We start from the raw sequence: 26,872 nt of genomic DNA, 5'->3' as shown, positions 1-26,872 counted from the left end.
TTCACACAAAATAACGACAAAATGAACTTGTGAAAGGAAGAGTGCGGTGAACCAATTTTATCGTGTACATGGTGATGTCATTGAAACACCATTAAGAGGGATGGAAGTCATGTCCGTCCCTTATTTAAACAAAGGGGTTGCATTTACTAAGGAAGAGCGGGAAGAGCTTGGTTTAAAGGGATTTCTTCCGCCTAAGGTTTTAACATTAGAGGATCAGGCAAAGCGTGCATATGAGCAGTTCAAGGCACAGCCGGATGAACTAGGAAAAAATGTGTATTTAACATCACTTCATGACAGAAACGAAGTGCTTTTTTACAAATTACTCAATGAGCACTTGGCGGAGATGCTGCCGATTGTCTACACGCCGACCGTTGGAACAGCCATTCAGCGTTATAGCCACGAGTATCGAAAGCCAAGGGGGCTTTATTTATCGATTGATGATTTGGAAGGCATGGAAGAGATTTTTGCCTCTTACGGTGTTGATGAATCAATTGACTTAATCGTAGCGACAGATGCAGAAGGCATTTTAGGTATTGGAGACTGGGGTGTTGGCGGTATTGCCATTTCAGTCGGGAAACTTGCTGTTTATACAGCCGCAGCAGGCATTGATCCTAGCCGCGTGCTGGCCGTTGTGCTTGATGCCGGGACGAACCAGGAAAGTCTCTTAAATGATCCGCTTTATGTTGGTAATCAGCATTCTCGCGTTCGAGGAGAGCGGTATGATCAGTTTATTGATCAATATGTAGAGCTTGCCCGCGCAACCTTTCCAAATGCACTCCTTCACTGGGAAGACTTTGGGACGAAAAATGCCCGTGCCATATTGGAAAAATATAAGGAGCGTATTTGTACATTTAATGATGACATTCAAGGTACTGGAGCTGTTTCACTTGCTGCGGTTCTGGCATGTGCAAAAGCTTCGAAGGTTCCGCTGAAAGATCATCGAATCGTCATTTTCGGAGCGGGTACGGCAGGTATTGGCATAGCGGAGCAGATCCGTGATGCCATCGTAAGAGACGGAGTCAAAGAAGAGGAATCATATGATCATTTCTGGTGTATTGATAAATCAGGATTGCTTACAGATGATTCGCCTGACATTCAGCCATTTCAAAAGCCATATGCAAGACGTTCTGACGAAGTAAAGGATTATGCCCGTAACGGTCCTAAGCATTCCATTGATTTATTAGAGGTCGTCAAACAGGCAAAACCAACCATCTTAATTGGCACCTCGACAGTAGGAGGAGCATTTACAGAGGAAATTGTGAAAGAAATGGCGTCACACGTGGAGCGCCCAGCCATTTTACCGATGTCGAACCCGACACCTCTTTCAGAAGCAAAGCCTGAAGATCTCATCGAGTGGACTGAAGGACGCGCCCTTGTGACAACGGGAAGCCCGTTTGACCCTGTCGAATATGGCGGCGTGACATATGAAATTGGGCAGGCAAATAATGCTCTTGTTTTCCCTGGGCTTGGTCTTGGAACGATTGTGTCTAAAGCCCGCCTCATGACAGACAGCATGTTTGTTGCGAGTGCTGAAGCGATTGCCAGCATGGTCAATGTCGGAAAGCCGGGTGCAGCGATGCTGCCAAGTGTGGATCAGCTTCGAACTGTTTCAGCGACAGTGGCTGTCCGTGTGGCGCAAGCAGCGATCGATGAAGGGATTGCAGAAGAAACGCCTGAGGATCTCATTCAGGCTGTGCAGGACGCCATGTGGCATCCTGTGTACAAAAAAATCAAAGCCATATAAAAAAGAAGCTTCGCAAGGACACGCCTTTGCGAAGCTTTCTTTATCAAGCAACAGAATCAATGACATCAACGATCATGCCTGTTTTGGCATCAATCATGACTTCGTACTGTTCAAGCTCGCCAAAGGCTGAGCGAGTAATGCCAGATTTGTACACATCAATCGTTTCACCATTTACGGTATACGGTTCTGGTACAGTATAAATCCAAGAGCCATCAATCGGGCCGCGCTGTTTAAAAGCAGATTTCACAATTTTTAATGCTTTTTCAGACGAGATATACGTAGGGAAAAATACTTTCTTTGCAACAATTGCAGCGGCTACGCCAATACTCGCACCAATCAGAACATGTTTTAACTTCAACGTGCTGCACCTCCGTATTGCTGTTTTTTTCATTATACAAAACTTGTCCATTGATGTTAAGGATTCCGAATACTTGAAAGCATATTCAAAATTTCTGGAGAGATACTTGGAAAACCGAAAGAATTCTTATAGTATAAAGTGAGTGTTATTTTTATAGGAATATATATGGTCATTACATAGAAACGAGGTAAATCGTAGAATGAATGAAGAAACATTGTCGCTTTTCCGAAATTTAACAGAGTTACAAGGTACTTCAGGTAATGAGCACCATGTGCGTGCTTTTATGAAAAAGGAACTTGAGAAATATTCTGATGAACTCATTCAGGATCGTCTTGGCGGTGTGTTTGGCGTACGCAAGGGACCGGAGAACGCACCTAAAATTATGGTGGCTGGGCATATGGATGAAGTGGGATTCATGGTTTCATCCATTACAAAAAATGGGATGATACGCTTTCAAACACTCGGCGGTTGGTGGAGTCAAGTCATGCTGGCACAGCGTGTGGACGTTCATACCGATCACGGGCCAATTCCTGGTGTCGTCTCTAGTACACCGCCTCATCTTCTCACGCCAGAACAAAAAAGCAAGCCTGTGAAGCCATCAGACATGCTGATTGATATTGGTGCAGACAGTGAAGAAGAGGCAAAAGAGCTTGGCATTCGCCCAGGACAGCAAATCGTGCCTGCAACAGTCTTTACCCCAATGGCGAATCCAAAAAAGATTTTAGCGAAGGCCTGGGATAACCGCTATGGCTGCGGACTTGCGATTGAGTTATTAAAAGAAATAAAAGACGAACCTCTTTCATGTCAGCTGTATTCAGGTGCAACCGTTCAGGAAGAAGTAGGGCTTAGAGGGGCTGAAGTAGCTGCCAATATGATTCAGCCGGATCTGTTCTTTGCTTTAGATGCAAGTCCTGCAAACGATGTGACAGGTGACAAAACCCAATTCGGCCAGCTTGGAAAAGGTGCACTTCTGCGTATTTTTGATCGAACCATGATTACGCACCGCGGCATGAGAGACTTTGTGCTCGATACTGCTGAGTCAAACAGTATACCATACCAATACTTCGTATCACCGGGTGGTACGGACGCTGGACGTGTACATATGTCAAACCAAGGCGTGCCTTCTGCTGTCATTGGGGTGTGCGCTCGCTACATTCATACAAGTCATTCAGTATTGCATGTGGATGACTACGCAGCGGCAAAAGAATTAATTGTCCGCCTTGTGAAAAACTGTGATCAAAGTACAGTGGATTCTATTTATCAACAGGTGTAAATGTAATAGAAAAGGCTGCCTCATTCATGAGAGCAGCCTTCATTGTGTATGTAGACAAAACCTCGGTCATAACCAGATCTGCAAGTTTCCGAAAAGAGGCTGCAACTCAGCCTTTTTTTATTGCTGTTCAAATACGTAGGATAACGCCTTGATCGCTTGGTTCACGGTTTCCACAGTGATATTCGCTTTGTTTGATAGTTCCTTTAACGGATGGTGCAGTTCTTTTGGGCGGATCAAAATGAGAGGTTTTCCTTTTGCGATGGCAGCAGATGCATCCATTGCCGTATTCCACTGTTTATATTTCTCGCCAAAGCGGGCAATGACGACGTCTGACCTGTTTAATAAGATCTCAGTACGGAAATTGTTTAAATCAGAAGCAGCATCATCTTTGAAAATGGCGTTCGGCTGCTCACCTAAAATGTCCTCACCAATGTGATCGGAGCGGTCATGATTCTCCATTGGACCAACAAACGTCACCGGCAGTTTCAACGATTGGCTTTTCTCCTTGATTTCATCACGCCACTGGCTATGAATTTCTCCTGCTAAATAGACGGTTAATTGCATAACGATCTCCTCCTTTTGTACAAACTTAGTAAAGGTTTGCCATGTTTCTTTTCATGTTACACAAGAAGTGCTTGATAAAGCAAAAAAAATATGATTATGATATTCATGGTAGAGACTATTTTTCATCGTAAGAATACTACATATAATGGGAAGGACAGGCCTCTTCGTCTTTCCTATGAGAAAGCAGGAAGACGACGTTGATGACTTATTTGAAAAGAAAGGGGATCTCCCTTTCGCCAAAAGTGTACTTCATTGATGCACTCTCTTATATGGCTTTAGGTCTATTTGCTACATTAGTAGTAGGTCTGATTTTAAAAACAGCAGGCGGTCTGTTATCACTTCCGCTCATCATCAAAATGGGAACACTCGCGATGGGGCTCATGGGACCAGCGATCGGTGTAGCCGTTGCGTACCGGTTACATGCATCTCCTTTGATCATTTTTGCAAGTGTTGTCTCAGGTGCTGCAGGAGCAGAGCTTGGTGGACCTGCTGGAAGCTTTGTCGCAGCATTAATTGGTGTGGAACTCGGCAAGCTGGTCACTGGCGAGACAAAAATTGATATTATTTTGACGCCGCTTGTCACCATCATCACTGGCTTTTTCACCGCCGCTTTGATCGGCCCTGGGATTGAAGCCATGATGACAGGGCTTGGCAGACTCATCATGTGGGGGACAGATCAAAGTCCGCTCATCATGGGCATGCTAGTAGCGACCATTGTTGGACTTGCCCTCAGCTCACCGATTTCAAGTGCTGCGCTTGCGCTCATGCTTGACTTAAGCGGCACAGCGGCTGGTGCTGCAACGATTGGCTGCTGCGCTCAAATGGTCGGCTTTGCCGCTGCAGGCTTTAGAGAAAATCGTTTTGGCGGTCTTGCTGCTGTCGGCATTGGCACGTCAAAATTGCAGCTGCCGAACATTGTGAAAAATCCCCTTATCCTTATCCCGCCGACGATTGCGGGCCTCATTCTCGCGCCAATTGGTATTATAGGCTTTGGGATGGTCAATAACGCGGCAGGGGCAGGAATGGGGACGAGCGGCCTCGTTGGACAGCTCATGACACTGACCGTTATGGGGTTCCATCCATCCGTTTTTCTGGCGATCGCTCTTTTGCATATCGTTGGCCCGGCAGTGATTAGTTTGATAGTATCAGAATGGATGAGAAAGAAAGGCTATATACAATTCGGAGATTTAACCATACAAAATGGAGGAATGAAACATGAAAAAAATTGAATCAAACGAAGAATTACAAAAAGTGATTCAAGAAGACTTAACAGTATTGCTATTTTCAGCTGACTGGTGCCCGGACTGCACCTTTATCGAACCATTCTTGCCAGAGCTTGAAGCAAACTACCCAGAATTTGAGTACTTCTATGTGGATAGAGATCAATTTATTGACACTTGCGCAGAGTGGGAAATTTACGGCATTCCAAGCTTTTTAGTTTTTAAAAATGGACAAGAAATTAACCGCTTTGTCAGCAAGGATCGTAAAACGAAGGAAGAGATTGAAGCATTTTTAACAGATTCTCTTTCTAAATAATGAAAGGAGAGTCTAAATCATGGCAAAAATGACATCAAGACAGCTTGCGAACGAACTCAAAAGCCGTCTGACAAATGACAGCTGGTCACACCAGTTTGACCGAGAAAAAGATACGCTTCGTATTGAAGATAAACAAACAGGTAAAGGGATCACACTAGAGCTCCCGCCAATCATTGCAAAGTGGGAAGTAAAGCCTGATGAAACATTGGATGAGATCGTTTATTATGTGAAAGAGGCGCTAAGTGCCATGAAAGGCGAAGCGCAGCACATCTCAGGAAAAGAAAAGCAAATTTATCCGGTCATTCGATCCACTTCCTTTCCTGAGACATCAAGTGATGGCATTCCGCTCGTTTTTGATGACCATACAGCTGAAACGAGAATCTACTATGCACTTGACCTTGGAAGCACCTACAGATTAATTGATGAAAAGATGCTTCAAAAGGAAAACTGGACAAAAGAGCGAATCAGAGAAACTGCAAGCTTCAATGTCCGCTCACTTGAAACTGTGGTGAAAATGGATGAAGTCGCAGGCAATCGGTTTTATTTCTTCCGTGCGAATGACGGATATGATGCCAGCAGACTTTTAAATGAATCGATTTTACAAGAATACGCCCAGAAAATAGAAGGACAGATGGCCATTTCTGTACCCCATCAAGATGTATTCATCATTGCAGATGTTCGCAATGAATCAGGCTATGATATTTTAGGACAGATGTCGATGAGCTTCTTCGCCAGCGGCACGGTTCCGATTACCGCATTGTCATTTTTATATGATGAGGGCAAGCTTGAACCGATCTTTATTCTTGCTAAAAGCAGACCAAAACAGCAGTAGAAGGGAATTTTGAAGAATGAACGTTTTTTATAATGCAGAAGGTGTAGGCGACACACTCCTTATTTCATTGAAAGATGTGACGAGAGAAGAAGTAGGTCATGAGACATTTGGAGATGTCGTAAGAATCTTCAATCAAGAAACAAAAGAAACAACAGGTTTTAATATCTTCAACGCATCCACTTACATGAAAATTGAAGAAAACGGATCTGTACCGCTTTCTGAAACACTTGTTCAAGATATCAACGAAATATTAAACCGCAATGGTGTCAGTGAAACGTTGACTGTAGATCTATCACCAAAATTTGTTGTCGGTTATGTAAAGGAAAAAGAAAAGCACCCGAATGCAGATAAATTAAACATTTGCCAAGTAGATGTAGGCGATGAAACATTACAAATCGTGTGCGGTGCACCAAACGTTGATCAAGGGCAATATGTCGTGGTTGCAAAGGTTGGGGCAGTGATGCCAAGCGGTTTGGTCATCAAAGATGCTGAGCTAAGAGGTGTTCCATCAAGCGGAATGATTTGTTCAGCAAAAGAACTAGATCTTCCAGACGCACCTGCTGAAAAAGGGATTCTTGTTCTAGAGGGAAGCCATCAAGCTGGCGAACCCTTTAAAGCATAACCTCCCATAAACGGGCACATAGGAGCGAAGAATGTGTTATACCTAAAGTCACTAAGTACGTACTTAGTGACTTTTTTTCATCTACAGACAGCACAAATAGCAAAGAGCGGCACTTTTCTCGCTTTTCTGCATGAAAAAGCAATGGTATACTAAAAATCGCCCAAGAAAACGTAAGGGGAGTTAAAGTGAGTGATAAATGATGAGTTGGTTAGATAAATTTTTTAATGTATTTTTAGGAGAAGAAAAGAAAGAAGAAAAAGCTGTGAGACCTGAGGAAGGTCCAGCTGCACGAGCGCAGCCAGTTTTTGAACAGCATAAAGAATATAAAAAAATCGAAGATACAAAAGTCTATTATGAATATCCGAAAGGCAACTTCCGTTTTCCGCTCGTTCCAGATGAACCTCTGCGTGACGGAGTGAAGCAGGAGAGAAGACGCGCAAAGCCAAGCAAGCCGAAGGCCAAGCAGACGACCTATGAGCCAAAACAAACGGTGCAACCTGATATCAATAAAAAGCCATTCAAAACAGAGCAAATTCCATCACCGATCTATGGTTATCATCAGGATATGCGTCCAAAACGAACAGAAGCGAAAGAAGAATCATCTCCTGTTCAAAAGAAAGCAGCAGAAACAGCGCAGCGTGTCACCTTGTTATCAGAAGAGGCAGAACGTGAACGAAATGTCAGACAGCAAATGAACATTCCGTCAATACGGAAAGAAAATCGTATGGAAGAAACGGTTTCAGCCCCAGCAGAAGAAAGAGTGGACATGCAAACAGACGTGACCCCGCTTACTTTGCAAGAGGAACTCGCTTATCAGGATCACGTTCAATCGACGATGGAGCGTTTAAATGACGAGCCTTTTAGTCAAATAGAACAAAAAGAGCCAGCTTTTTCTGAGCCTCAAGACCATATTGAAGCTGACTTACATAATCAGCCAGCCAAAAATCAAGAACCGCCGGTAGAGTCTGAGCTGAAACAGGATGTTTCCAGTGAATACGAAGAAATACCAGACGAGCCGGTAGAACAGTTTGTAGATCATACTAAGGAAATAGAACCGTTGACATTCGAAACACCGGAAGACACGCATCCAGCAATTGAAATGGAAGAAGTAGACATTCCGGCAGAAGCAGTAGAGGTAACAGAAGACATCCCAGCAGAACCGGTCGCGGAAATAGAAGCTGATTCCATAGAAGCCCATCAAGAAGAAGTGCCAGCGGCAGCATTGGAAGAAGCCGAGCCAGTTGCCGAGTATGATCTGCAAGTAGATCAGTTGTTAGAAGAAGCTGGAATAGTAGAAGATCAAGTGGTGCCAATAGAACAAGTAGCAGACGATGAGACCCCTACTGGACCAGCAGAACCTGTCATAGAGCAGCAAGAAAAGCAAGAACAAGTGCATGAAGTGATGGAAGAAAAACCGGAACAAGCAGCTCCGCAGCCGCAACGTACAAGCGGACAAACCTCCACGGTTCCTTTTAACGTCATGATGTTAAAAAGTGATCAGCGCGTGCAAGGGCAAAAGAAAGCAGCAGATGCACAAGGGTATGTTTTTCCAAGTCTCGCCCTTTTAGACGTACCTCCAGCTCAAAAAGAAGAGGACGGGACATGGGTGAAAGAGCGGGCAGATCTGCTCAATGCCACGCTGAAAAATTTCAATGTCAGAGCAAGTGTGGTTCATGTCACGCAGGGCCCTTCTGTGACGAGGTTTGAAGTACATCCAGAACCAGGTGTCAAAGTGAACAAAATCACGAACCTGTCAGATGATATTAAACTCAGTTTGTCCGCAAAGGATATTCGAATCGAAGCACCGATTCCAGGAAAGAACACGATCGGGATCGAAGTGCCGAACCTTCACAGTAAAATGGTATTCTTACGAGAGATGATCAGAAGCAGTGCGTTTAGAGACAATCCATCTCCTTTAACAGCAGCACTCGGATTAGATATCTCAGGACAGCCTGTTGTCGTGGATCTGCAAAAAATGCCGCATGGCTTAATTGCCGGAGCAACAGGGTCAGGAAAAAGTGTCTGCATCAATACCATTTTAGTGAGCTTAATGTTTAAAGCGTCACCAGATGAAGTGAAAATGCTCTTAATTGACCCTAAAATGGTTGAATTAGCGCCATATAATCACATTCCGCATCTCGTGAGTCCTGTCATCACCGATGCTAAGACAGCGACAGCGGCTCTGAAATGGGTAGTGGATGAAATGGAAAGACGCTACGAACTGTTTGCGCACTCTGGCGTGAGAGAAATTAAACGATTCAATGAGCTTGTCAAAGAAAAACAAATGGGAGAAAAACTGCCTTATCTTGTCGTTGTGATCGATGAGCTCGCTGATTTAATGATGGTCGCACCAAATGAAGTCGAAGAAAGCATTTGCCGAATCGCACAAAAAGCAAGAGCATGCGGCATTCATTTATTGATTGCGACACAAAGACCTTCTGTTGATGTCATCACAGGTCTCATTAAAGCCAATATCCCAACAAGAATTGCTTTCTCTGTCTCAAGTCAGGTAGATTCTAGAACGATCATTGACATGGCAGGTGCAGAAAAGCTTCTCGGAAAAGGAGACATGCTTTTCTTAGAAAATGGCTCCGGCAAGCCGACCAGACTACAAGGGAACTTTGTATCAGACCGCGAGATCGATCAAGTAGTGGCACATGTAAGAAAACAGCGTAAGCCAGTGTTCCTTTTCGAACAGGAGGAATTAATGCTCCAAGGCTCTGCGATCACTGATGAAGACGAATTGTTTATGGATGCCTGCCGTTTTGCGATTGAGCAGAATAGTGCTAGTACATCGAGTTTGCAGCGAAGATTCAGAATTGGCTACAATCGTGCAGCCAGATTAATCGACATGATGGAACGCGAGGGCATGATCTCTGGTGCAAAAGGCAGTAAGCCAAGGGAAGTCCTCATGACACTGAGTGACTTAGAACAGCTGATCTAAACAAACCACTTCATTTTTTTTATAAACATGGTATGATAGCAAATAGGTGCAATTTTGTAATTGGACGCTTTTCGTATGCCTGTCAGAACGCTTTTTTATGTAAAATGAGCGAAAGCAGGTGTTAGAAATAGGAAAGTTGTCGGATACTAATCATAGTTAATATTGATTAGAATAGGAAGATCGGAAAAAAATCTTTATTTGGAGCTGCGATCTGTGAGCCGATAGAGGCGAAAATCACAAGTTGCAAATTGAAATGAGCGTCATATACTGTAAGTCAGATAGACGTTTGTTGGAGGTACAATTATGACTGTTTATCATTTTGTTGGAATAAAAGGGACAGGTATGAGTCCACTGGCCCAAATTCTTCATGATACTGGGTATACTGTCCAAGGATCGGATATCGAAAAACATATCTTTACACAAAAAGCATTAGAAGAACGAAATATTAAAATTCTTCCATTTGACCCAGATAATATTCAGCCAGGGATGACCGTGATTGCAGGTAATGCATTTCCTGATACACACCCTGAAATTGAACGTGCCCTTTCTGAAGGGATTCCTGTCATTCGTTACCATAAATTCCTTGGAGAATACATGGATTCATTCACAAACGTTGCGATTACTGGTGCTCATGGTAAAACGTCGACAACAGGACTGCTTGCCCATGTGATGCAATCAGCGAAACCAACTTCATACTTAATCGGTGATGGATCTGGTATGGGGAAAGAAAACAGCGAGTATTTTGTATTTGAAGCATGCGAATACCGCAGACACTTCCTCAGCTATCACCCAGACTATGCGATTATGACCAATATTGATTTTGATCATCCTGATTATTTCTCGGACATTGACGACGTGTTTGATGCGTTTCAAAACATGGCGCTTCAAGTGAAAAAAGCTATTATCGCTTGCGGTGATGATGAACATCTGCCCAAGATTCAAGCGAAGGTACCTGTTGTGTACTACGGTTTTAATGAAGAAAATGATTTCCAAGCACGCAATGTTGTGAAAAACACGGAAGGCACTACATTTGATGTATTTGTACGCAATACGTTTTATGATACCTTCTACATTCCTGCCTACGGAAATCATAATGTCCTCAATTCGTTAGCTGTGATTGCATTATGCCACTATGAAGCCATTGATGTAGAGCTCATCAAAGGCGCACTAACGACATTTGGCGGTGTGAAACGCCGCTTTAATGAAAAAGCAGTCGGTGAGCAGGTCTTAATTGACGACTATGCCCATCACCCAACGGAGATTGAAGTCACAATTGAAGCAGCACGTCAAAAATATCCAGACCGTGATATTGTCGCTGTCTTCCAGCCGCATACCTTCACACGTACACAGCAATTCTTAAGTGAATTTGCTGACAGTCTGAAAAAAGCAGACTATGTATACCTATGCGATATTTTCGGTTCAGCCCGTGAAAACATTGGGAAGCTGAGTATCGAAGATTTACGAGAAAAAATCCCGCAGGCCCAATTGATTGCGGAAGAAGATACATCTGTGCTGAAAGCGCACGAAGATGGGATTCTAATCTTTATGGGAGCAGGAGACATTCAAAAATATCTGCGTGCTTATGAGAAAGTCGCAGTATAAATGCTTAAACGAAAAGTGCCGTTTTGATCGGCACTTTTTATTTTGAATAAAATGTGACAAAGGGGCTAAATGTGTCAACATCTGCCGCTTTTTTTCGTTCACTGTGGACAGGAATCAGCGAATAAGTGTAGAATTATTATTCAATCGGTCATTCTAGGCGATGTTTGAATGATACAACGAGAGGGTAATAAATAGCATATGCCCGCAGCAAAGGAGGTATCAGATGATTATTATTCTATATCTAAGCGTTGCACTGATCGCAATTGCTTTCCTCATTCTTGTCATCTATTTGTCCAAAACATTAAAATCCTTACAGCTGACATTAAAGAATGTTGCATCAACTTTAGAAGGTCTTGAAGGTCAGATGCAAGGGATCACCACAGAGACGACACAGTTGCTACATAAGACGAATCAGCTTGCTGAAGATATTCAAGACAAATCGGCAAAACTCAACACAGTTGTGGATGCGGTGCAGGGAATTGGCGGCTCGATCAACCAATTTAATACAAGCATAAAGCAGGCAGCTGGAGCGGTTTCTTCATCCGTTGAACGCAATCAAGAAAAAGTCACGGATGTGGTAAGCTGGAGTAACGCAGCACTTGAAATTTATAAAAAATGGAAACAGCGTAAACACCAAAAATAAACCATATTCGCATAGGAGGAATAATCATGAGCAAAGACGGAATCAATAGCAAAGACTTTTTGATCGGAACACTTATTGGTGGAATTGTTGGTGCAACAACAGCCTTATTTTTAGCACCGAAGTCAGGGAAAGAGCTTCGCGATGATTTGAACACCCAAGCGAATGTTTTAAAAGAAAAAACAGATCGACTCACAACAGATGCAAAAGAAAGAGGCACTGAATATGTGACGATTGCGAAAGATAAAACGTCTGAATTGTCTCAACTGGTGGCAGAACAGTCAAACCAGATTTTAGACAAAGTGAAAGACATAAAAGAGCGTGCAGCTGGAAAAGCTAATCATGTGAAAAGTGAAGCAGAATATGCGGCAGCTGACCTAGCAAGTGAAGCATCAGATGTAGCAGACGAAGCAAAAGTACGAGCACAAGAAGCGAAATCAGAAATTGAAGACGGCATCAAAGATGTCAAAGAAAAGGTAGAACAATCGACTAAAGGCTAAATCTCACTGCTCGGAGTGAAGAAGGAGAACATCATGTCAAAACAACTCATTGAAACAGAAGAACAGTTTGATCAACTAACGAATCAAGATGGGACGTTTGTCTTTTTTAAGCACAGTTTGACATGTCCGATCAGCCAAGCGGCTTTTCAAGAGTTTGAAGCATTTGCTTCTGCACATAAAGATGTGCCTACTTATTTCTTGCAAATTCAAAACACAAGAGAGCTTTCATCCTATGTGACTGAAAAGTCGGGTGTAAAGCATGAAAGTCCTCAGGCACTCGTCTTTAGCGGTGGAAAAGTAAAATGGCATGCATCTCACTCAAGCATTACAAAAGAAGCGCTTGAACATAATCTATAGAAGAGACGTCAGCAATTGCTGACGTTTTTTTTATAAAAAAAGGTTTACTTCAATCAGAAGTATGCTATAATCTTACACATAATACTTTATCGCTTAAAAGCGTTTGGGTAATAAAGAAAATTTTCGTGACAATTCCGAAATCTTTGTTTATAATAAACCCTATCATGAAAGAATGAAATCATAAAAAGCGAGAGCAGGCAGAGGAAAGGATGACAAAAATGAGCAACAATGAACTAGAACAATTGAGACAGCAGGCAGATGAATTAAATCTTCAAATTTTAAAACTGATCAATGAAAGAGGAAACATTGTAAAAGAAATTGGAAAGGCGAAAGAAGCGCAAGGTGTCAACCGTTATGATCCTGTCAGAGAGCGCACAATGCTAAACCAAATTCTTGAAGAAAATGATGGACCATTCGAAAACTCAACGATTCAGCATATTTTCAAAGAGATTTTCAAAGCAGGTCTAGAGCTTCAAGAAGATGACCACAGTAAAGCACTTCTTGTTTCTCGTAAGAAAAAATCGGAAAATACAATCGTGAACATCAATGGAGAAGCGATCGGTGATGGGAAACAGCGCTTCATCGTTGGACCATGTGCTGTTGAAAGCTACGAGCAAGTTGCAGAAGTTGCGGCAGCAGCGAAACAGCAAGGACTAAAACTACTTCGCGGAGGTGCATTTAAACCTCGCACAAGTCCATACGATTTCCAAGGACTTGGTGTAGACGGTCTTAAAATTCTAAAGCGTGTAGCGGATGAATACGGTCTTGCTGTCATTAGTGAAATCGTCAATCCTGCTCATATTGAAGAAGCGATAGAGCATATCGATGTCATCCAAATTGGTGCACGAAACATGCAAAACTTTGAGCTATTAAAAGCAGCCGGATCTGTGAAGAAACCAGTTCTTTTAAAGCGTGGTCTTGCAGCGACAATTTCAGAATTCATCAATGCAGCTGAATACATCATCGCCCAAGGAAATGACCAAATCATCCTTTGCGAGCGCGGTATCCGCACATACGAAACAGCGACAAGAAATACACTAGATATCTCTGCTGTGCCAATCTTGAAACAAGAGACACATTTACCAGTCTTTGTTGATGTGACGCACTCAACTGGACGTAGAGATCTTCTCCTTCCAACAGCGAAAGCAGCTCTTGCGATTGGAGCAGACGGTGTCATGGCAGAAGTGCATCCGGATCCATCTGTTGCTCTATCTGACTCAGCGCAGCAAATGGACATTCCTCAATTCGAAAAATGGTTAGATGCGTTAAGACCACTTGTCAACATTCACGCGTAATCAAATCATAGATAGAAAGCCGCCGGATGACTGCCCGGCGGTTTTTCTATGGAGAAAATATGATGGAGATTGGGAATGAAAGGAAGAAAACACATTGCAAGCCTCAAAAGTGTTTGTTCACAATGTTTTCATTTTTAAAATTCGACAGAATCTGCTAAGATCATTGTCATAGCTGACGTTCTCGACGATTTTCCATGAAATATGATTCAATTTACAGGTAACAAGCTCATTAAAGTTTGTTTAATTTAGTTATAAAAAGAAAGGGAACGTTTTCATATGGCGAAAAAACGTGTATAATTTCATAAAAGAATGTCATTTTGATGTAGATTGAAAAATTATGTGTCTCTTTTCATCGTTTTAATGACAAATAGGATATTATTTTCCTCGTATCTGACATGTCTCTATCCAATTGGTGAATGCTATAGATATGAAGTGTATTTGAAGGAGTGATTTATGTGAATAATGTTACAATATATGATGTAGCAAGAGAAGCAAATGTAAGTATGGCAACGGTATCACGCGTAGTGAATGGTAATCCGAATGTAAAACCAACAACAAGAAAAAAGGTACTTGAAGCGATTGATCGTCTTGGCTACCGTCCGAATGCTGTGGCACGAGGTCTTGCAAGTAAAAAAACAACAACGGTTGGGGTCATCATCCCTGATATTTCTAGTATCTTCTATTCGGAGCTTGCTCGCGGAATTGAAGATATCGCCACGATGTATAAGTACAACATCATTTTGAGCAACTCAGATCAAAATACCGATAAAGAGCTTCATCTATTAAATACAATGCTAGGCAAACAAGTAGATGGGATAGTCTTTATGGGCGGAAACATCACAGATGTGCTTGTTGAAGAATTTAAGCGCTCTCCTGTGCCAATTGTTCTTGCTGCATCTGTTGAAGAACAGGCTCAAACACCATCTGTCAACATCAACTACGAGCAAGCGATTTATGATTCAGTTCAGCTTTTAGTTGAAAAAGGACATAAGCGAATTGCCTTCGTATCTGGCCCAATGTCAGAACCGATTAACTCCATGAGAAAGCTTGCAGGTTATAAGCGTGCGCTTGAAGAAGCGGGCATCACATTTGACGATGCGCTCGTCGCTGAAGGCGATTACTCCTATGATTCTGGAATTGAATCACTTGCTCATTTGCTCGAGCAGTCTGACAAGCCGACAGCTGTTATTGCGGCTACCGATGAAATGGCGCTAGGTGTCATTCATGGAGCACAGGATAGAGGCGTATCGATTCCTGAGGATTTAGAAGTGATTGGCTTTGATAACACTAGACTTTCTCTTATGGTGCGTCCTCAGCTGACAACAGTTGTTCAGCCGACGTATGATATTGGCGCTGTCGCAATGAGACTGCTGACAAAGCTGATGAACAAAGAACAAGTGGACGATCAAATTGTTGAGCTTCCGCACAGAATTGAAGAAAGACAATCAACAAAATAAAACGAAAAAGCAGGCTTACACATCAGTGAATGCCTGCTTTTCTTATGCATTTTTCTTTTCTCTTCTAACAGGCATAAGTGCTTTTTCTACAGTTTGAGCATTCTTTTCTGTGATTTCTGCTTTTCTTGGGATCGGTGGATATAAATCGTCAGGGTCTCCCCATGTCGATGGCAGGGTGACAGGCGATTGTTTATGCCAAGCCTGAACCCAGTCCTGAGGCAGTTCAGCCGGCGGTGTGATGCCTTTCATTTCAAGCCAAATTCGGCTCCATGCCCTTGGAACGACACGCCAAATATCATATCCCCCTCCGCCAACAGCAATCCATTTGCCATTACAATATTGATGTGCTAGCTCATGGGCAAGTCTAGGAATTTCCTCATATATTTTCATGGTGGCAGATAAATGGGTTAACGGATCATAGTAGTGTGCATCCGCGCCGTTTTGCGTCAAAATCACATCTGGTTTAAAAAAAGCAGCAATTTCAGTCACTGCTGTTCGGTATGCTTCGAGGAATGATTCGTCTTCTGTAAATGCATCAAGCGGAATATTATAGGCGTAGCCATAGCCTTTATCGTGGCCTCTTTCCTGTACTTGTCCCGTTCCAGGGAACAAGTAGCGTCCCGTTTCATGAATAGAGACCGTACAGACCTCTGGGTCGTCATAGAAGCTGAATTGTACACCATCTCCATGATGGGCATCTGTATCAATATATAAAATTCTTGCACCATATGTCTTTTGAATATATTGAATCGCTACGGAGCTGTCATTATATATACAAAAGCCAGATGCACGTCCTTTAAACCCGTGGTGAAGTCCGCCGCCAAGATTGAGTGCATGCTGCGAGTGTCCCATCATCACTTGGTCAACCGCTGTGAGTGTCCCGCCAACAAGGAGAGAAGCTGCCTCATGCATACCTGCAAACATCGGTGTATCCTCCGTCCCCAGGCCGTAGCGTTCACCCTCTGCTGTAGAGAGCTTACCTTCACTAGCCCGCTGCACAGCTTGAATATAATCGGCTGTATGGACGAGCTTTAATTCCTCCAGTGTCGCCATACGCGGTGCGACGATCTCTTCATCTGTTAACGCCTTCATTTTTTGAAGAAGGTCATATGTTAAGTAGACACGAAGCTGATTGAATGGATGGTCTTGGTGAAACTGGTACGTTTGAAAAGAGGGTGAAAAAACAAAGGTCGCTTCCTTCATTTGATCGTCTGCTCCATAGGCCACAGCACCTTATAGCCTTTTGCACGAATCAGCTTCGTCACATGATCTGCATGAATGGTTTGAAGGCGGAAGACGAGCACTTTAGAGGATTCATTTGCATGCGGATACACAAGCACACTCAGCATTTGAATATGCTGCTCCTTTAAAATGGCCGTAATGTCTGCAAGGCCTTCTGTCATTTGGTCCACTTCAACCTCTAAGTGTGACCCTGGCTGATCTGCACCTGTCAGTCTGACAAACGTACGAAGCAAATCAGTCTTTGTGATAATGCCTACGAGCTTGCCGCGTCTCACCACTGGAAGGCAGCCAATTCCGTGTTCAAAAAAGACACTTGAAATCTCTTCAACGAAATCAAGCGGATGAGCAGTGATCGTCTCTAATACCATGATCTCTTCAACAGGCCGCTGAATAAAGAGCTGCCTTTTTTCTGTTTCAAATATACTTGGACTGGCATTTTTAATATCCCGATCTGTCACCATCCCAATGACAGAACCTTGATCAGATACGATCGGAATATGCCGAATGTGATGTGCACTCATTTTTTTTATGGCTTCTTCAATCGTATCGGTTTTTCGCAGCGTGATCACAGCACGCTCCATAATTTGTTCAATCATCATTGTTTACCAATCCCCTTTGCCAAAAAAAAGAATTGAACGTTAATACATAAAGCGTTGATGGAAGCGAAGACGATCGAAACGCTCAATCGAATCAGGACTCACATTTTTCCCGATTCTAGCCATTAAACAATTGGCTGGATGTGAGCTGATCTCTGGCTCGTCTGTTGCAAACCAGACAAGGCCGCCTGCGTTCATCATTTTCTCCATCATCTTGCGGTACTCCCACACGTTTTTCTTTGTCCCCTTTAAATCCCAATGCCAGTAATATTCAGTTGTAATGACGATATAATTCTCCATTTGCTCATCCATCATGCTCACATCAAGTAAACGCTTGCCAAGTGAGCAGCCCCTAAATGGAGGGGCGACCTCAATCGCACCAAGCTCGATTAAATTGTCCATGTTGCCCTCTGACCAGCGCTCAAGCGGATCAGGATACAAATACGTAACATAGCCTACGACAAGCTCATCTACTCTTGCAATGATAATACGTCCTTCTGGAAGGTCTGCTATTTCAACAAGTGCTTGTTTCTGTTCCTCAGGCGTGCGAAATGCCGTTAGTCCCTCATGAAACGTATAGTTCGCAAGCTCTGATGCAGGTACCGGACCTTCAATAAGGATGGAACCTGTTTCTTGCTCAATGGTTTTTGAATAATAAGTTTTAGGATGCTCCACGTATCCACCGCCTCAAATTCTAGTGAGTCGTCTCTATTTTATATTAAAACCTGCAAGAATTAAAACGGTTTCACTATAAGTTTTTTAAAAATTGAGAAAAAAAGTCATCTATACTATAATGGTCATTGTAAACGTATGCAAAGGGGGACTGTTTGATGAAAGTGGAAACGCTACCATCAGTAAAAGGGAACTATCATTTAAATGATTATGAGCAGGCATACAAAGAATTTTCATGGGAGGAAGCAAGAAAAAACTTCTCATGGTATGAAACAGGAAACATAAATGCAGCCTATGAAGCGATTGACAGACATGCGGATTCGTTTCGTAAGAACAAGGTGGCGCTTCACTACAAAGATTCACAGCGGGATGAAAAGTATACGTTCAGGGATATGAAAATCAACACAAATAAAGCGGGAAATCTATTCCGAGAAAAGGCGCATGTGCAAAAAGGGGATCGCGTATTTATCTTTATGCCAAGATCACCAGAGCTCTATTTTCTTCTGCTTGGCGCAGTCAAAATTGGTGCGATCGTTGGTCCGTTATTTGAGGCATTTATGAAAGGTGCGGTCAAAGACCGTTTAGAAAATAGCGAGGCGAAGGTCATTGTGACAACGCCGGATCTGCTTGAACGAATTCCGTTTGCAGAGCTTCCGAAGCTTGAATCCGTCATCATTGTCGGCGGTGAAAAGGAGGACGTCGATGGCGTTCGGACAATCCATTACGAAGAGGCTTTTGAGCAGGCGGCTAAGGACCTTGAAATTGAATGGATGGATGAAAAAGACGGCTTTCTGCTTCATTACACGTCAGGGTCCACAGGTACGCCAAAAGGTGTGCTGCATGTCCATGGCGCAATGGTGCAGCAAGACCAGACTGGTAAATGGGTGCTTGATCTGAAAGAAGACGACGTCTACTGGTGTACAGCTGACCCAGGCTGGGTAACAGGCACAGTGTACGGCATTTTTTCACCGTGGTTAAATGGGGCGACGAATGTCATTTTAGGCGGCAGATTTAACCCTGATACGTGGTATGAAACGATTGAATCACTAGGTGTGACCGTTTGGTACAGTGCGCCGACCGCCTTTAGAATGTTGATGGGGGCAGGCGATGATCTCATTCAAAAATATGATCTCAGCTCGCTCCGTCACGTGTTAAGTGTAGGTGAGCCTCTAAATCCAGAAGTCATCAGGTGGGGAGACGCTGTATTTGGCAAACGAATTCACGACACTTGGTGGATGACTGAAACCGGTGCACAGCTGATTTGTAATTATCCATGCATGGACATCAAACCAGGCTCGATGGGGAAACCGATTCCAGGCGTAGAGGCTGCGATTGTGGATAATGCCGGAAATGAACTTCCCCCATACCGGATGGGCAACCTTGCCATCAAAAAAGGCTGGCCGTCTATGATGCATACGATCTGGAACAATCCTGAAAAATATGAATCTTACTTTATGCCGGGAGATTGGTATGTTTCAGGAGATTCAGCTTATATGGACGAAGACGGATACTTTTGGTTCCAGGGACGTGTGGATGATGTGATCATGACGTCAGGAGAGCGGGTCGGTCCTTTTGAGGTGGAAAGCAAGCTGGTTGAACATCCGGCCATTGCAGAGGCTGGTGTCATTGGAAAACCAGATCCAGTCCGCGGCGAAATTATTAAAGCATTCATTGCACTTAGAAGCGGTTATGAGCCGACTGATGAGCTGAAAGAAGAAATTCGTACGTTTGTGAAAAAAGGACTCGCTGCACATGCGGCACCGAGAGAAATCGAGTTTAAAGACAAACTGCCAAAAACGCGAAGCGGGAAAATTATGAGACGTGTGCTAAAGGCGTGGGAGCTGAATTTACCGGCTGGCGACCTATCGACAATGGAAGATTAATTTTTTCCGTCAGTTGACTTGATATCAAAAGTATGTTAAAAATGACTTTAGTTGAATATGTAAAGGTTTTGACTGAGATTCAGTAGAATCATCTTTCCCTGTCCAAGAGAACTGACGGCTGGTGCGAGTCAGTACAAAGAGATATTCGAATTACCCTCACGAACCGCTTTTACGAAAAGGAGCATGCAGGCTGCCCTGATTAGTGAAAGAACGGATCTGTCCGTTATCAGTGTAAGTGAAAAGATGTGATTTGTTGTCTTTTAAGCAGGGTGGTACCGCGATATATATATCGTCCCTTCGTTCATTCGAAGGGGCGTTTTTTATGTTGAATTGTAAAAAAAGGAGAATTGGATATGAGTCAATTGATGGAAGAGTTATCGTTCAGAGGATTAATTCAGCAGCAAACCGATGAAGAAGGTTTAACAAAATTATTAGCAGAAGAAAAAATCAAGCTGTACTCCGGCTTTGATCCGACAGCCGACAGCTTGCACATTGGTCATCTATTACCGATTTTAACATTACGCAGATTCCAGGAAGCGGGCCATCACCCGATTGCTCTCGTTGGCGGCGCGACTGGACTGATCGGCGATCCTAGCTTCAAAAAAGCAGAACGTTCACTAAACCCAGCAGAAATCGTAGAGCAGTGGTCAGATAAAATCAAAGGACAACTGTCGCAATTTCTTGATTTTGAAGCAGGCGAGAACCCAGCCGTTATCGTGAATAACTACGACTGGATCAGTCAAATGAATGTCATCACGTTCCTTCGTGATATTGGAAAGAACTTCGGTGTGAACTTCATGCTGGCAAAAGATATCGTGAGCTCACGTATCGAGACAGGGATTTCGTACACAGAGTTCAGCTACGTCATCCTGCAATCTTTAGACTTCTTAAACCTTTACAGAAATGAAAACTGTCAGCTGCAAATCGGCGGAAGCGACCAGTGGGGAAATATCACATCTGGGCTTGAGCTGATCCGTAAGTCTGAAGCAGAAGGGGCGAAAGCATTCGGTCTAACGATGCCGCTTGTCACTAAAGCAGATGGCACGAAGTTCGGTAAAACAGAAGGCGGCGCCATCTGGTTAGATAAAGAAAAAACGTCTCCTTATGAGTTCTACCAATTTTGGATCAACACAGATGACCGTGACGTCGTGAAATACTTAAAATACTTTACGTTCTTATCGAAAGAAGAGATCGCATCGTACGAAGAAAAAGTGCAAACAGCACCTGAAAAACGTGAAGCGCAGCGCCGTCTAGCAGAGGAAGTCACAACACTTGTACATGGCCGTGAATCACTAGAACAGGCGGTCAACATCTCAAATGCGCTATTCAAAGGCGAGATCAAATCTCTTTCAGCCGAAGAAGTCAAAGTAGGCTTTAAAGATGTTCCATCAATGGAGAAAAGCAGCACAGAAGAATTAACACTTGTCGATGTCCTTGTTGAATCAAAACTGTCTCCATCAAAACGTCAAGCACGTGAAGACATCACAAATGGTGCAGTTTCCATCAACGGAGAGAGACAAACAGATAAAGACTATGTCCTTTCAGCTGAAGACCGAATTGAAAACCAATTCACCGTCTTAAGAAGAGGGAAAAAGAAATACTTCCTTGTGAATTACAAGTAAGAATGATGTGCAGCCGGCCGCGAGAGCCGGCTGCTTTTTTATGCAAAATGAGAGATGAGTGCTCTTTGAAGAGTCTAATAGACTGTTAAAAGAGACTTTGTCTAGTCTTTTTGCATTGGCGTTGAGAAAGTCAAAGGTGCTTTTTCATTATTTATTTTCTATAAAATGAATGAACAAACAGTGCCTTGTTCACTTTTTTGACATATTTTTCTTGTGTAAAATAGAGTCGAATAAGATGAATTAGGGGGAATGAAAGTGATTCTTTTTAAGAAAAGGAGTTTGCAAATTCTTGTTGCGTTTGCATTGGTGATTGGTTCAATGGCCTTCATCCAGCCAAAAGAGATTAAAGCGGCTGAACATAATCCGGTTGTGATGGTACATGGTATGGGCGGTGCGTCTTATAACTTTGCTTCGATTAAAAGTTATTTGGTATCACAGGGGTGGGATCGAAACCAATTATTTGCCATCGATTTCATAGACAAAACAGGCAATAACCTGAACAATGGCCCGCGTCTATCTAGATTCGTCAAAGATGTGCTAGGCAAAACAGGTGCCAAAAAAGTAGATATTGTGGCACATAGTATGGGCGGAGCGAACACGCTATACTATATTAAGAATCTAGACGGCGGTGATAAAATTGAAAACGTCGTCACACTTGGTGGAGCGAATGGACTCGTTTCACTCAGAGCATTACCAGGCACCGATCCAAATCAAAAAATTCTTTATACATCTGTCTATAGCTCAGCCGATATGATTGTTGTCAACAGCCTCTCGCGTTTAATTGGCGCAAGAAATGTCCTCATTCACGGCGTTGGTCACATCGGTCTATTAGCTTCAAGCCAAGTCAAAGGGTATATCAAAGAAGGGCTGAACGGCGGGGGCCAGAATACGAATTAAAAAATGAAAAAAGACAGCGACATGTGCTGTCTTTTTTGATGTCATCGGACATATGCCAGCTGCTAGTTGATGGAAGAGAATTTTAAAGGAGGCAAAACGTTGACGCAAAAACTCTAGCAATATTTCTTCGGATACTTTCTCTATTTTCCGTGTTCATTTCTCCTCATCTATTTCATCTGGATGAAGTTTGTTAAATCAGTTCAAATAGGCGAGGTGATGTCCAACTGTACATCGATCATTGGTATCTATTACATTGTTGCCAGTGTGCGGTTTGTTTTTTTGATGCAAAAACAGGCAAAACATCAGTAAAAGCATGTACAAATCGATCACCATTCCTTACACTACATATAGTCAGCGAGAATTTTTGGAGGTGGGCATTTGTGCAGAAGAAGCAAAAGGCTTTAATCATTGTGGATGTACAGAAGGCATTCGAGCATGAAAAATGGGGAGAACGAAATAACCTTGATGCAGAGAAGAATATCAGTCGTCTATTGACGTTTTGGAGAGAGAAAGGCTGGACAGTGATTCATATCCAGCATACATCTGACAAGCCGGACTCCTTATTTCATCCGGCAAATGAAGGGCATTTCTTCAAAGATATCGCCAAACCGCTAGAGGAAGAAACAGTGATACGAAAGAAAGTCAACAGCAGCTTTATTGGCACAAACTTGGAGGAACAGATAAGGTCAAACCATATTAACACGGTCGTGATCATAGGATTGACAACCCCTCACTGCGTGTCAACGACAACAAGAATGAGCGGCAATCTAGGCTTTGATACGTACCTTATCTCAGATGCAGTTGCCGCCTTTGGACTAACAGATCAAAACGGTACATATTATGATCCCGAAATGATTCATCGGCTATCACTTGCTACATTGCATGATGAGTTTGCTACTGTCATGACTACAGATCAATTGATTAGTGATTTGATGGAAAAATAAAAGATTATACTTGAGAGAAACATGGAACAAAAGATCCTCTAGAATTCTAGGGGATTTTTTTATGATAGATTATATGGTTTTGGATAGCTTCTTGAGACTGGCTAGTCATCATGAAAAAATTTAGCGCAAAATACAATCAAATTTTCACAACCAAAAGACTTTTGGAAGACTGTGGAAAGTTATATTTATTCTACGCTTATCTTTATTCTTTGTACGTTTTATTTATCTGCACCTATTTACTGATGTAACATATGAATAATGATAAAGGAGATGAACAACTGATGGGTTGTGATAAGTATAAAAAATGCCCTTATTGTAAACATAAACTATCAAAATCAAACTGTTGCATCATTTGTGAAACAAAAGTAATTGTAGGACGACGAGGATTACGGGGATTACGAGGGGTTCGAGGAGCCACAGGAGCGACCGGACCAACAGGAGCCACTGGCACGGGCGCAGGAGCGACCGGTCCAACGGGAGCCACGGGGGCTGCAGGAGCCGTAGGAGATACGGGAGCGACCGGTCCAACAGGTGCCACAGGAGATACGGGAGCCACGGGAGCGACTGGTCCAACAGGTGCCACAGGAGATACGGGAGCCACGGGAGATATCGGAGCAACTGGTGCCACGGGAGCCACGGGAGATATCGGAGCAACAGGTGCCACAGGAGATACGGGAGCCGCGGGAGATATCGGAGCAACTGGTGTCACCGGAGCCACCGGAGATATCGGAGCAACTGGTGCCACGGGAGCCGCCGGAGATATCGGAGCAACTGGTGCCACGGGAGCAACTGGCCCAACGGGAGCCACCGGAGATATCGGAGCAACTGGTGCCACGGGAGCCGCCGGAGATACCGGAGCAACTGGAGCAACGGGAGCCACCGGAGATATCGGAGCAACTGGTGCCACGGGAGCCACCGGAGATATCGGAGCAACTGGTGCCACGGGAGCCACCGGAGATATCGGAGCAACTGGTGCCACGGGAGCCGCCGGAGATATCGGAGCAACTGGTGTCACCGGAGCCACGGGAGCCACCGGAGATATCGGAGCAACTGGTGCCACGGGAGCCGCCGGAGATATCGGAGCAACTGGTGCCACGGGAGCCACAGGGGATACGGGAGCAACTGGCCCAACGGGAGCCACCGGAGATATCGGAGCAACTGGTGCCACCGGAGCCACCGGAGATACGGGAGCCACCGGCCCAACAGGTGCAGGGCTAGCTGAATTTGCATATATATACAATCTAAGTGCTGAAACAGTAGCTTTAGAAGCCCCGGTGATTTTTGACTCAACTGGAATTATTACTGCTGGTATTACACATGCCCCTGGAACTTCTCAAATTATAGTCACCAATCCAGGAAACTACGAGGTTACTTTTTCAGTTTCTGGCGTAGAGCCAAATCAATTCACCTTATTTGTAAATGGAGGTCCTGTGACGAACACAGTTTATGGTTCAGGAGCTGGTACTCAACAGAATAACGGTCAGGCAATCCTTGCTCTAGCAGCGGGTGACACGCTTACTCTTGTAAACCATACTTCCGCAGCAGCAGTTACTCTTCAAACTCTAGCAGGAGGAACCCAAATAAACGTGAACGCTTCTATTATTATTAAAAAGTTAGACTAACTTAAATGTGTAGAGAGCCTTTAGAAGCCCTCAAAAAAACATTTTCATTTGAATATCTTCTTAAACTATTTTTTGGAATGCTTGCCCGTTGCTCATGTTGTGAATGATTTGTTTTCCAATATATGTTTTAAATTCATTTGTTCATAGGAGAATGCAAACAAAAAACCCTAGAAAACCTTGAACAATCAAGGTCTCTAGGGTTTGTTTGATCTCTCTTTAAGAGAGTAATGAAATTAACGAGAGTAGAACTCAACGATTAGTTGTTCGCTGATTTCAGGCGCTAATTCAGAACGCTCTGGAAGACGAGTGAAAGTTCCTTCAAGCTTTTCAGCATCGAAAGAAAGATATTCAGGAACGAAGTTGTTTACTTCAACTGATTCTTTCACAACTGCAAGGTTTTGAGATTTCTCACGAAGAGCAATCGTTTGACCCGGTTTCACAGAGAAAGATGGGATGTCTACACGGCTTCCATCAACAAGGATGTGACCATGGTTGACTAGCTGACGAGCTTGGCGGCGAGTACGAGCAAGGCCAAGACGGTATACTAGGTTGTCAAGGCGAGTTTCAAGAAGAATCATGAAGTTTTCACCTTGTTTACCAGGAAGTTTAACAGCTTTGTCAAATAGTGTACGGAATTGACGTTCGTTGACACCGTACATGTGACGAAGCTTTTGCTTCTCTTGTAATTGTAAACCGTATTCAGATAGTTTTTTGCGTTGTCCTGGACCATGTGGGCCTGGAGCGTAAGGGCGTTTTTCAAGTTCCTTACCTGTTCCGCTTAATGAAATGCCTAAACGGCGGGAAATCTTCCAACTTGGACCTGTATAGCGAGCCATAATGTGACTCCTCCTTATTTGTTTTTATTTGTGAAAAATAAAAACCGTCTGTTCTTTGTCTTTTCTGTCATTATGTTTTCATGCATCCTCGCTCCAGCAGCAGGGAGTTACAAGATGCACCTTCATATAGAAGGAACAAAATGATACAAAAAAGCCGAACAAAAAGGCTGCCATATTTCACACAAACTCTATTATATGACGCTGGATAGGAGAAGTCAACCTATTTAGAGACAGAGATGATGCTTCACGTCATGCGAAGAAAAATAAAAAAGCAGACAATGTGCCTGCTTTTTTGTAAAATTACGCATCTGTAGAGGCGGATAACGCCTTTTGGAGCACCTCAGTAAATTGAATTAAGTAGGTTTCATCTACTTCATTGAAACGGTCTTTCACGGGGCTGTCAATGTCGAGTACCCCAATGATCTGTCCATTTACCTTGAGTGGAACGACAATTTCAGATTGAGATGCTGCATCACATGCGATATGTCCAGGGAATGCATGCACATCAGCGATACGCTGGACTTCACCTGTTGCAAACGCAGTACCGCAAACACCTTTTCCAGATGGGATACGCACACATGCAGGCAGTCCGTTAAACGGTCCGAGCACAAGCTCGCCGCCTTTTGCTAAATAAAATCCTGCCCAATTGACCTCTGGGAGTGAATGATACAATAGCGCCGCAGCATTTGCCAGGTTGGCAATCAGATCAGGCTCACCATCTGTAATGGCTTCGACCTGTTTAACTAGCAATTGATAGTCTTTTGATGGATCGCCAGACTGTTTTTCGACATGAAACATGAAAATCTCCTACTTTCTATCTCAAAAATACATAAC

Annotated in this window: 25 protein-coding genes and 1 other annotated feature; of the genes, 18 read left to right on the top strand and 7 right to left on the bottom strand. The window is 43.4% G+C overall.

The features are described from left to right. Positions 1-46 precede the first annotated feature (46 nt). Positions 47-1,744 (top strand): NAD-dependent malic enzyme, encoded by a 1,698-nt coding sequence (locus tag C6W21_RS09355; RefSeq protein WP_106056165.1) that lies wholly within the window; start codon positions 47-49, stop codon positions 1,742-1,744. Positions 1,745-1,787: 43 nt separating this feature from the next. Here C6W21_RS09355 and C6W21_RS09350 read toward each other — a convergent pair whose 3' ends face one another. Further along, complete coding sequence (locus C6W21_RS09350; RefSeq protein ID WP_003217759.1) at positions 1,788-2,102, bottom strand: PepSY domain-containing protein; 315 nt, start codon at positions 2,100-2,102, stop codon at positions 1,788-1,790. Between the two features lie 199 nt (positions 2,103-2,301). Between C6W21_RS09350 and C6W21_RS09345 the strand changes: the two genes are divergently transcribed. Next, positions 2,302-3,375 (top strand): M42 family metallopeptidase, encoded by a 1,074-nt coding sequence (locus C6W21_RS09345; RefSeq protein WP_106050103.1) that lies wholly within the window; start codon positions 2,302-2,304, stop codon positions 3,373-3,375. Positions 3,376-3,492: 117 nt separating this feature from the next. Here the strand turns inward: C6W21_RS09345 and C6W21_RS09340 are convergent, their stop codons facing one another. Then, complete coding sequence (locus C6W21_RS09340) at positions 3,493-3,939, bottom strand: YtoQ family protein (protein ID WP_106050102.1); 447 nt, start codon at positions 3,937-3,939, stop codon at positions 3,493-3,495. Positions 3,940-4,139: 200 nt separating this feature from the next. Here C6W21_RS09340 and C6W21_RS09335 point away from each other — a divergent pair, with 200 nt between their 5' ends. The 11 genes from C6W21_RS09335 to ccpA all read left to right on the top strand — a co-directional run bounded on the left by C6W21_RS09335 (position 4,140) and on the right by ccpA (position 15,724). Then, complete coding sequence (locus C6W21_RS09335; protein ID WP_106050101.1) at positions 4,140-5,168, top strand: PTS sugar transporter subunit IIC; 1,029 nt, start codon at positions 4,140-4,142, stop codon at positions 5,166-5,168. Then, on the top strand, positions 5,155-5,475 hold the full coding sequence (locus C6W21_RS09330; protein WP_003217665.1) for a thioredoxin family protein: 321 nt from the start codon (positions 5,155-5,157) through the stop codon (positions 5,473-5,475). Before C6W21_RS09335 ends, C6W21_RS09330 begins: the two co-directional genes overlap by 14 nt. A gap of 19 nt (positions 5,476-5,494) precedes the next feature. After that, positions 5,495-6,307, top strand: coding sequence for a DUF1444 domain-containing protein (locus C6W21_RS09325; protein WP_106050100.1), 813 nt, complete (start codon positions 5,495-5,497; stop codon positions 6,305-6,307). Positions 6,308-6,323: 16 nt separating this feature from the next. Then, positions 6,324-6,929, top strand: coding sequence for a YtpR family tRNA-binding protein (gene ytpR, locus C6W21_RS09320; RefSeq protein WP_034665498.1), 606 nt, complete (start codon positions 6,324-6,326; stop codon positions 6,927-6,929). 196 nt (positions 6,930-7,125) lie between these two features. After that, a complete protein-coding gene (locus tag C6W21_RS09315; RefSeq protein ID WP_106056163.1) occupies positions 7,126-9,873 on the top strand; it encodes a DNA translocase FtsK in 2,748 nt (915 codons plus the stop codon). 303 nt (positions 9,874-10,176) lie between these two features. Continuing rightward, positions 10,177-11,475: a UDP-N-acetylmuramate--L-alanine ligase gene (gene murC, locus C6W21_RS09310; protein ID WP_106050098.1), complete on the top strand. Its 1,299-nt coding sequence runs from the start codon at positions 10,177-10,179 to the stop codon at positions 11,473-11,475. A gap of 223 nt (positions 11,476-11,698) precedes the next feature. Continuing rightward, the gene (locus C6W21_RS09305) at positions 11,699-12,118 is read left to right on the top strand and encodes a DUF948 domain-containing protein (protein ID WP_003217556.1); all 420 of its coding nucleotides are present in this window, start codon (positions 11,699-11,701) and stop codon (positions 12,116-12,118) included. Between the two features lie 26 nt (positions 12,119-12,144). Next, positions 12,145-12,615 (top strand): YtxH domain-containing protein, encoded by a 471-nt coding sequence (locus C6W21_RS09300; RefSeq protein WP_106056161.1) that lies wholly within the window; start codon positions 12,145-12,147, stop codon positions 12,613-12,615. A gap of 33 nt (positions 12,616-12,648) precedes the next feature. Then, a complete protein-coding gene (ytxJ, locus tag C6W21_RS09295; protein WP_106050096.1) occupies positions 12,649-12,972 on the top strand; it encodes a bacillithiol system redox-active protein YtxJ in 324 nt (107 codons plus the stop codon). A gap of 218 nt (positions 12,973-13,190) precedes the next feature. Next, positions 13,191-14,267, top strand: coding sequence for a bifunctional 3-deoxy-7-phosphoheptulonate synthase/chorismate mutase (locus C6W21_RS09290; protein WP_106050095.1), 1,077 nt, complete (start codon positions 13,191-13,193; stop codon positions 14,265-14,267). A gap of 455 nt (positions 14,268-14,722) precedes the next feature. Beyond that, positions 14,723-15,724 carry a catabolite control protein A gene (gene ccpA, locus C6W21_RS09285; RefSeq protein ID WP_106050094.1) on the top strand — a complete coding sequence of 334 codons (1,002 nt, stop codon included), beginning with the start codon at positions 14,723-14,725 and terminating at the stop codon, positions 15,722-15,724. A gap of 42 nt (positions 15,725-15,766) precedes the next feature. Here ccpA and C6W21_RS09280 read toward each other — a convergent pair whose 3' ends face one another. From C6W21_RS09280 to C6W21_RS09270, 3 genes are read right to left on the bottom strand one after another with little or no spacing between them, the layout of a single operon-like run. Further along, on the bottom strand, positions 15,767-16,927 hold the full coding sequence (locus C6W21_RS09280; RefSeq protein WP_106050093.1) for an acetoin utilization protein AcuC: 1,161 nt from the start codon (positions 16,925-16,927) through the stop codon (positions 15,767-15,769). Then, the gene (locus C6W21_RS09275; RefSeq protein WP_106050092.1) at positions 16,924-17,565 is read right to left on the bottom strand and encodes a CBS and ACT domain-containing protein; all 642 of its coding nucleotides are present in this window, start codon (positions 17,563-17,565) and stop codon (positions 16,924-16,926) included. The genes C6W21_RS09280 and C6W21_RS09275 overlap by 4 nt, the downstream gene beginning before the upstream one ends. A 39-nt stretch (positions 17,566-17,604) precedes the next feature. After that, positions 17,605-18,237, bottom strand: a complete 633-nt coding sequence (locus C6W21_RS09270) for a GNAT family N-acetyltransferase (RefSeq protein WP_106050091.1) — start codon at positions 18,235-18,237, stop codon at positions 17,605-17,607. A 155-nt stretch (positions 18,238-18,392) separates the two neighbouring features. On the opposite strand from C6W21_RS09270, the gene acsA reads away from it, so the two are divergent. From acsA to C6W21_RS09240, 5 genes are all read left to right on the top strand, one after another. Next, positions 18,393-20,117: an acetate--CoA ligase gene (gene acsA, locus C6W21_RS09265; protein ID WP_106050090.1), complete on the top strand. Its 1,725-nt coding sequence runs from the start codon at positions 18,393-18,395 to the stop codon at positions 20,115-20,117. 59 nt (positions 20,118-20,176) lie between these two features. After that, positions 20,177-20,417 (top strand) — a binding site (T-box leader). Positions 20,418-20,470: 53 nt separating this feature from the next. Further along, complete coding sequence (gene tyrS / locus C6W21_RS09260) at positions 20,471-21,739, top strand: tyrosine--tRNA ligase (protein ID WP_106056159.1); 1,269 nt, start codon at positions 20,471-20,473, stop codon at positions 21,737-21,739. Positions 21,740-22,057: 318 nt separating this feature from the next. Next, positions 22,058-22,636: an esterase/lipase family protein gene (locus C6W21_RS09255; RefSeq protein ID WP_411266027.1), complete on the top strand. Its 579-nt coding sequence runs from the start codon at positions 22,058-22,060 to the stop codon at positions 22,634-22,636. Positions 22,637-23,016: 380 nt separating this feature from the next. Further along, positions 23,017-23,580, top strand: coding sequence for a cysteine hydrolase family protein (locus C6W21_RS09245; RefSeq protein WP_106056157.1), 564 nt, complete (start codon positions 23,017-23,019; stop codon positions 23,578-23,580). 281 nt (positions 23,581-23,861) lie between these two features. Next, positions 23,862-25,202 (top strand): BclA C-terminal domain-containing protein, encoded by a 1,341-nt coding sequence (locus tag C6W21_RS09240; RefSeq protein ID WP_106056155.1) that lies wholly within the window; start codon positions 23,862-23,864, stop codon positions 25,200-25,202. Between the two features lie 233 nt (positions 25,203-25,435). On the opposite strand, the gene rpsD is transcribed toward C6W21_RS09240, so the two are convergent. Together rpsD and C6W21_RS09230 are read right to left on the bottom strand one after the other, a co-directional pair. Next, positions 25,436-26,038, bottom strand: coding sequence for a 30S ribosomal protein S4 (rpsD, locus tag C6W21_RS09235; protein ID WP_106050086.1), 603 nt, complete (start codon positions 26,036-26,038; stop codon positions 25,436-25,438). 300 nt (positions 26,039-26,338) lie between these two features. Continuing rightward, positions 26,339-26,836, bottom strand: a complete 498-nt coding sequence (locus C6W21_RS09230; RefSeq protein WP_106050085.1) for a GAF domain-containing protein — start codon at positions 26,834-26,836, stop codon at positions 26,339-26,341. Positions 26,837-26,872 lie beyond the last annotated feature (36 nt).

The organism is Bacillus sp. NMCN1 (assembly GCF_002998085.1).
Classification (GTDB): domain Bacteria; phylum Bacillota; class Bacilli; order Bacillales; family Bacillaceae; genus Bacillus.
Note: the sequence above shows the minus strand (reverse complement) of the source record. Positions and strands in the feature narration are given on the sequence as shown.

Excerpts from the sequence above, each read along its gene's own strand:
- C6W21_RS09280 (WP_106050093.1), bottom strand. The coding sequence starts at position 16,927 with ATGAAGGAAGCGACCTTTGTTTTTTCACCCTCTTTTCAAACGTACCAG.
- C6W21_RS09305 (WP_003217556.1), top strand. The coding sequence starts at position 11,699 with ATGATTATTATTCTATATCTAAGCGTTGCACTGATCGCAATTGCTTTC.
- C6W21_RS09275 (WP_106050092.1), bottom strand. The coding sequence starts at position 17,565 with ATGATGATTGAACAAATTATGGAGCGTGCTGTGATCACGCTGCGAAAA.
- rpsD (WP_106050086.1), bottom strand. The coding sequence starts at position 26,038 with ATGGCTCGCTATACAGGTCCAAGTTGGAAGATTTCCCGCCGTTTAGGC.
- ytxJ (WP_106050096.1), top strand. The coding sequence starts at position 12,649 with ATGTCAAAACAACTCATTGAAACAGAAGAACAGTTTGATCAACTAACG.
- C6W21_RS09255 (WP_411266027.1), top strand. The coding sequence starts at position 22,058 with ATGGCCTTCATCCAGCCAAAAGAGATTAAAGCGGCTGAACATAATCCG.
- C6W21_RS09300 (WP_106056161.1), top strand. The coding sequence starts at position 12,145 with ATGAGCAAAGACGGAATCAATAGCAAAGACTTTTTGATCGGAACACTT.
- C6W21_RS09290 (WP_106050095.1), top strand. The coding sequence starts at position 13,191 with ATGAGCAACAATGAACTAGAACAATTGAGACAGCAGGCAGATGAATTA.
- C6W21_RS09240 (WP_106056155.1), top strand. The coding sequence starts at position 23,862 with ATGGGTTGTGATAAGTATAAAAAATGCCCTTATTGTAAACATAAACTA.
- C6W21_RS09345 (WP_106050103.1), top strand. The coding sequence starts at position 2,302 with ATGAATGAAGAAACATTGTCGCTTTTCCGAAATTTAACAGAGTTACAA.
- C6W21_RS09340 (WP_106050102.1), bottom strand. The coding sequence starts at position 3,939 with ATGCAATTAACCGTCTATTTAGCAGGAGAAATTCATAGCCAGTGGCGT.
- C6W21_RS09330 (WP_003217665.1), top strand. The coding sequence starts at position 5,155 with ATGAAAAAAATTGAATCAAACGAAGAATTACAAAAAGTGATTCAAGAA.
- C6W21_RS09315 (WP_106056163.1), top strand. The coding sequence starts at position 7,126 with ATGATGAGTTGGTTAGATAAATTTTTTAATGTATTTTTAGGAGAAGAA.
- tyrS (WP_106056159.1), top strand. The coding sequence starts at position 20,471 with ATGAGTCAATTGATGGAAGAGTTATCGTTCAGAGGATTAATTCAGCAG.
- C6W21_RS09230 (WP_106050085.1), bottom strand. The coding sequence starts at position 26,836 with ATGTTTCATGTCGAAAAACAGTCTGGCGATCCATCAAAAGACTATCAA.
- ytpR (WP_034665498.1), top strand. The coding sequence starts at position 6,324 with ATGAACGTTTTTTATAATGCAGAAGGTGTAGGCGACACACTCCTTATT.
- murC (WP_106050098.1), top strand. The coding sequence starts at position 10,177 with ATGACTGTTTATCATTTTGTTGGAATAAAAGGGACAGGTATGAGTCCA.
- C6W21_RS09335 (WP_106050101.1), top strand. The coding sequence starts at position 4,140 with ATGACTTATTTGAAAAGAAAGGGGATCTCCCTTTCGCCAAAAGTGTAC.
- acsA (WP_106050090.1), top strand. The coding sequence starts at position 18,393 with ATGAAAGTGGAAACGCTACCATCAGTAAAAGGGAACTATCATTTAAAT.
- C6W21_RS09325 (WP_106050100.1), top strand. The coding sequence starts at position 5,495 with ATGGCAAAAATGACATCAAGACAGCTTGCGAACGAACTCAAAAGCCGT.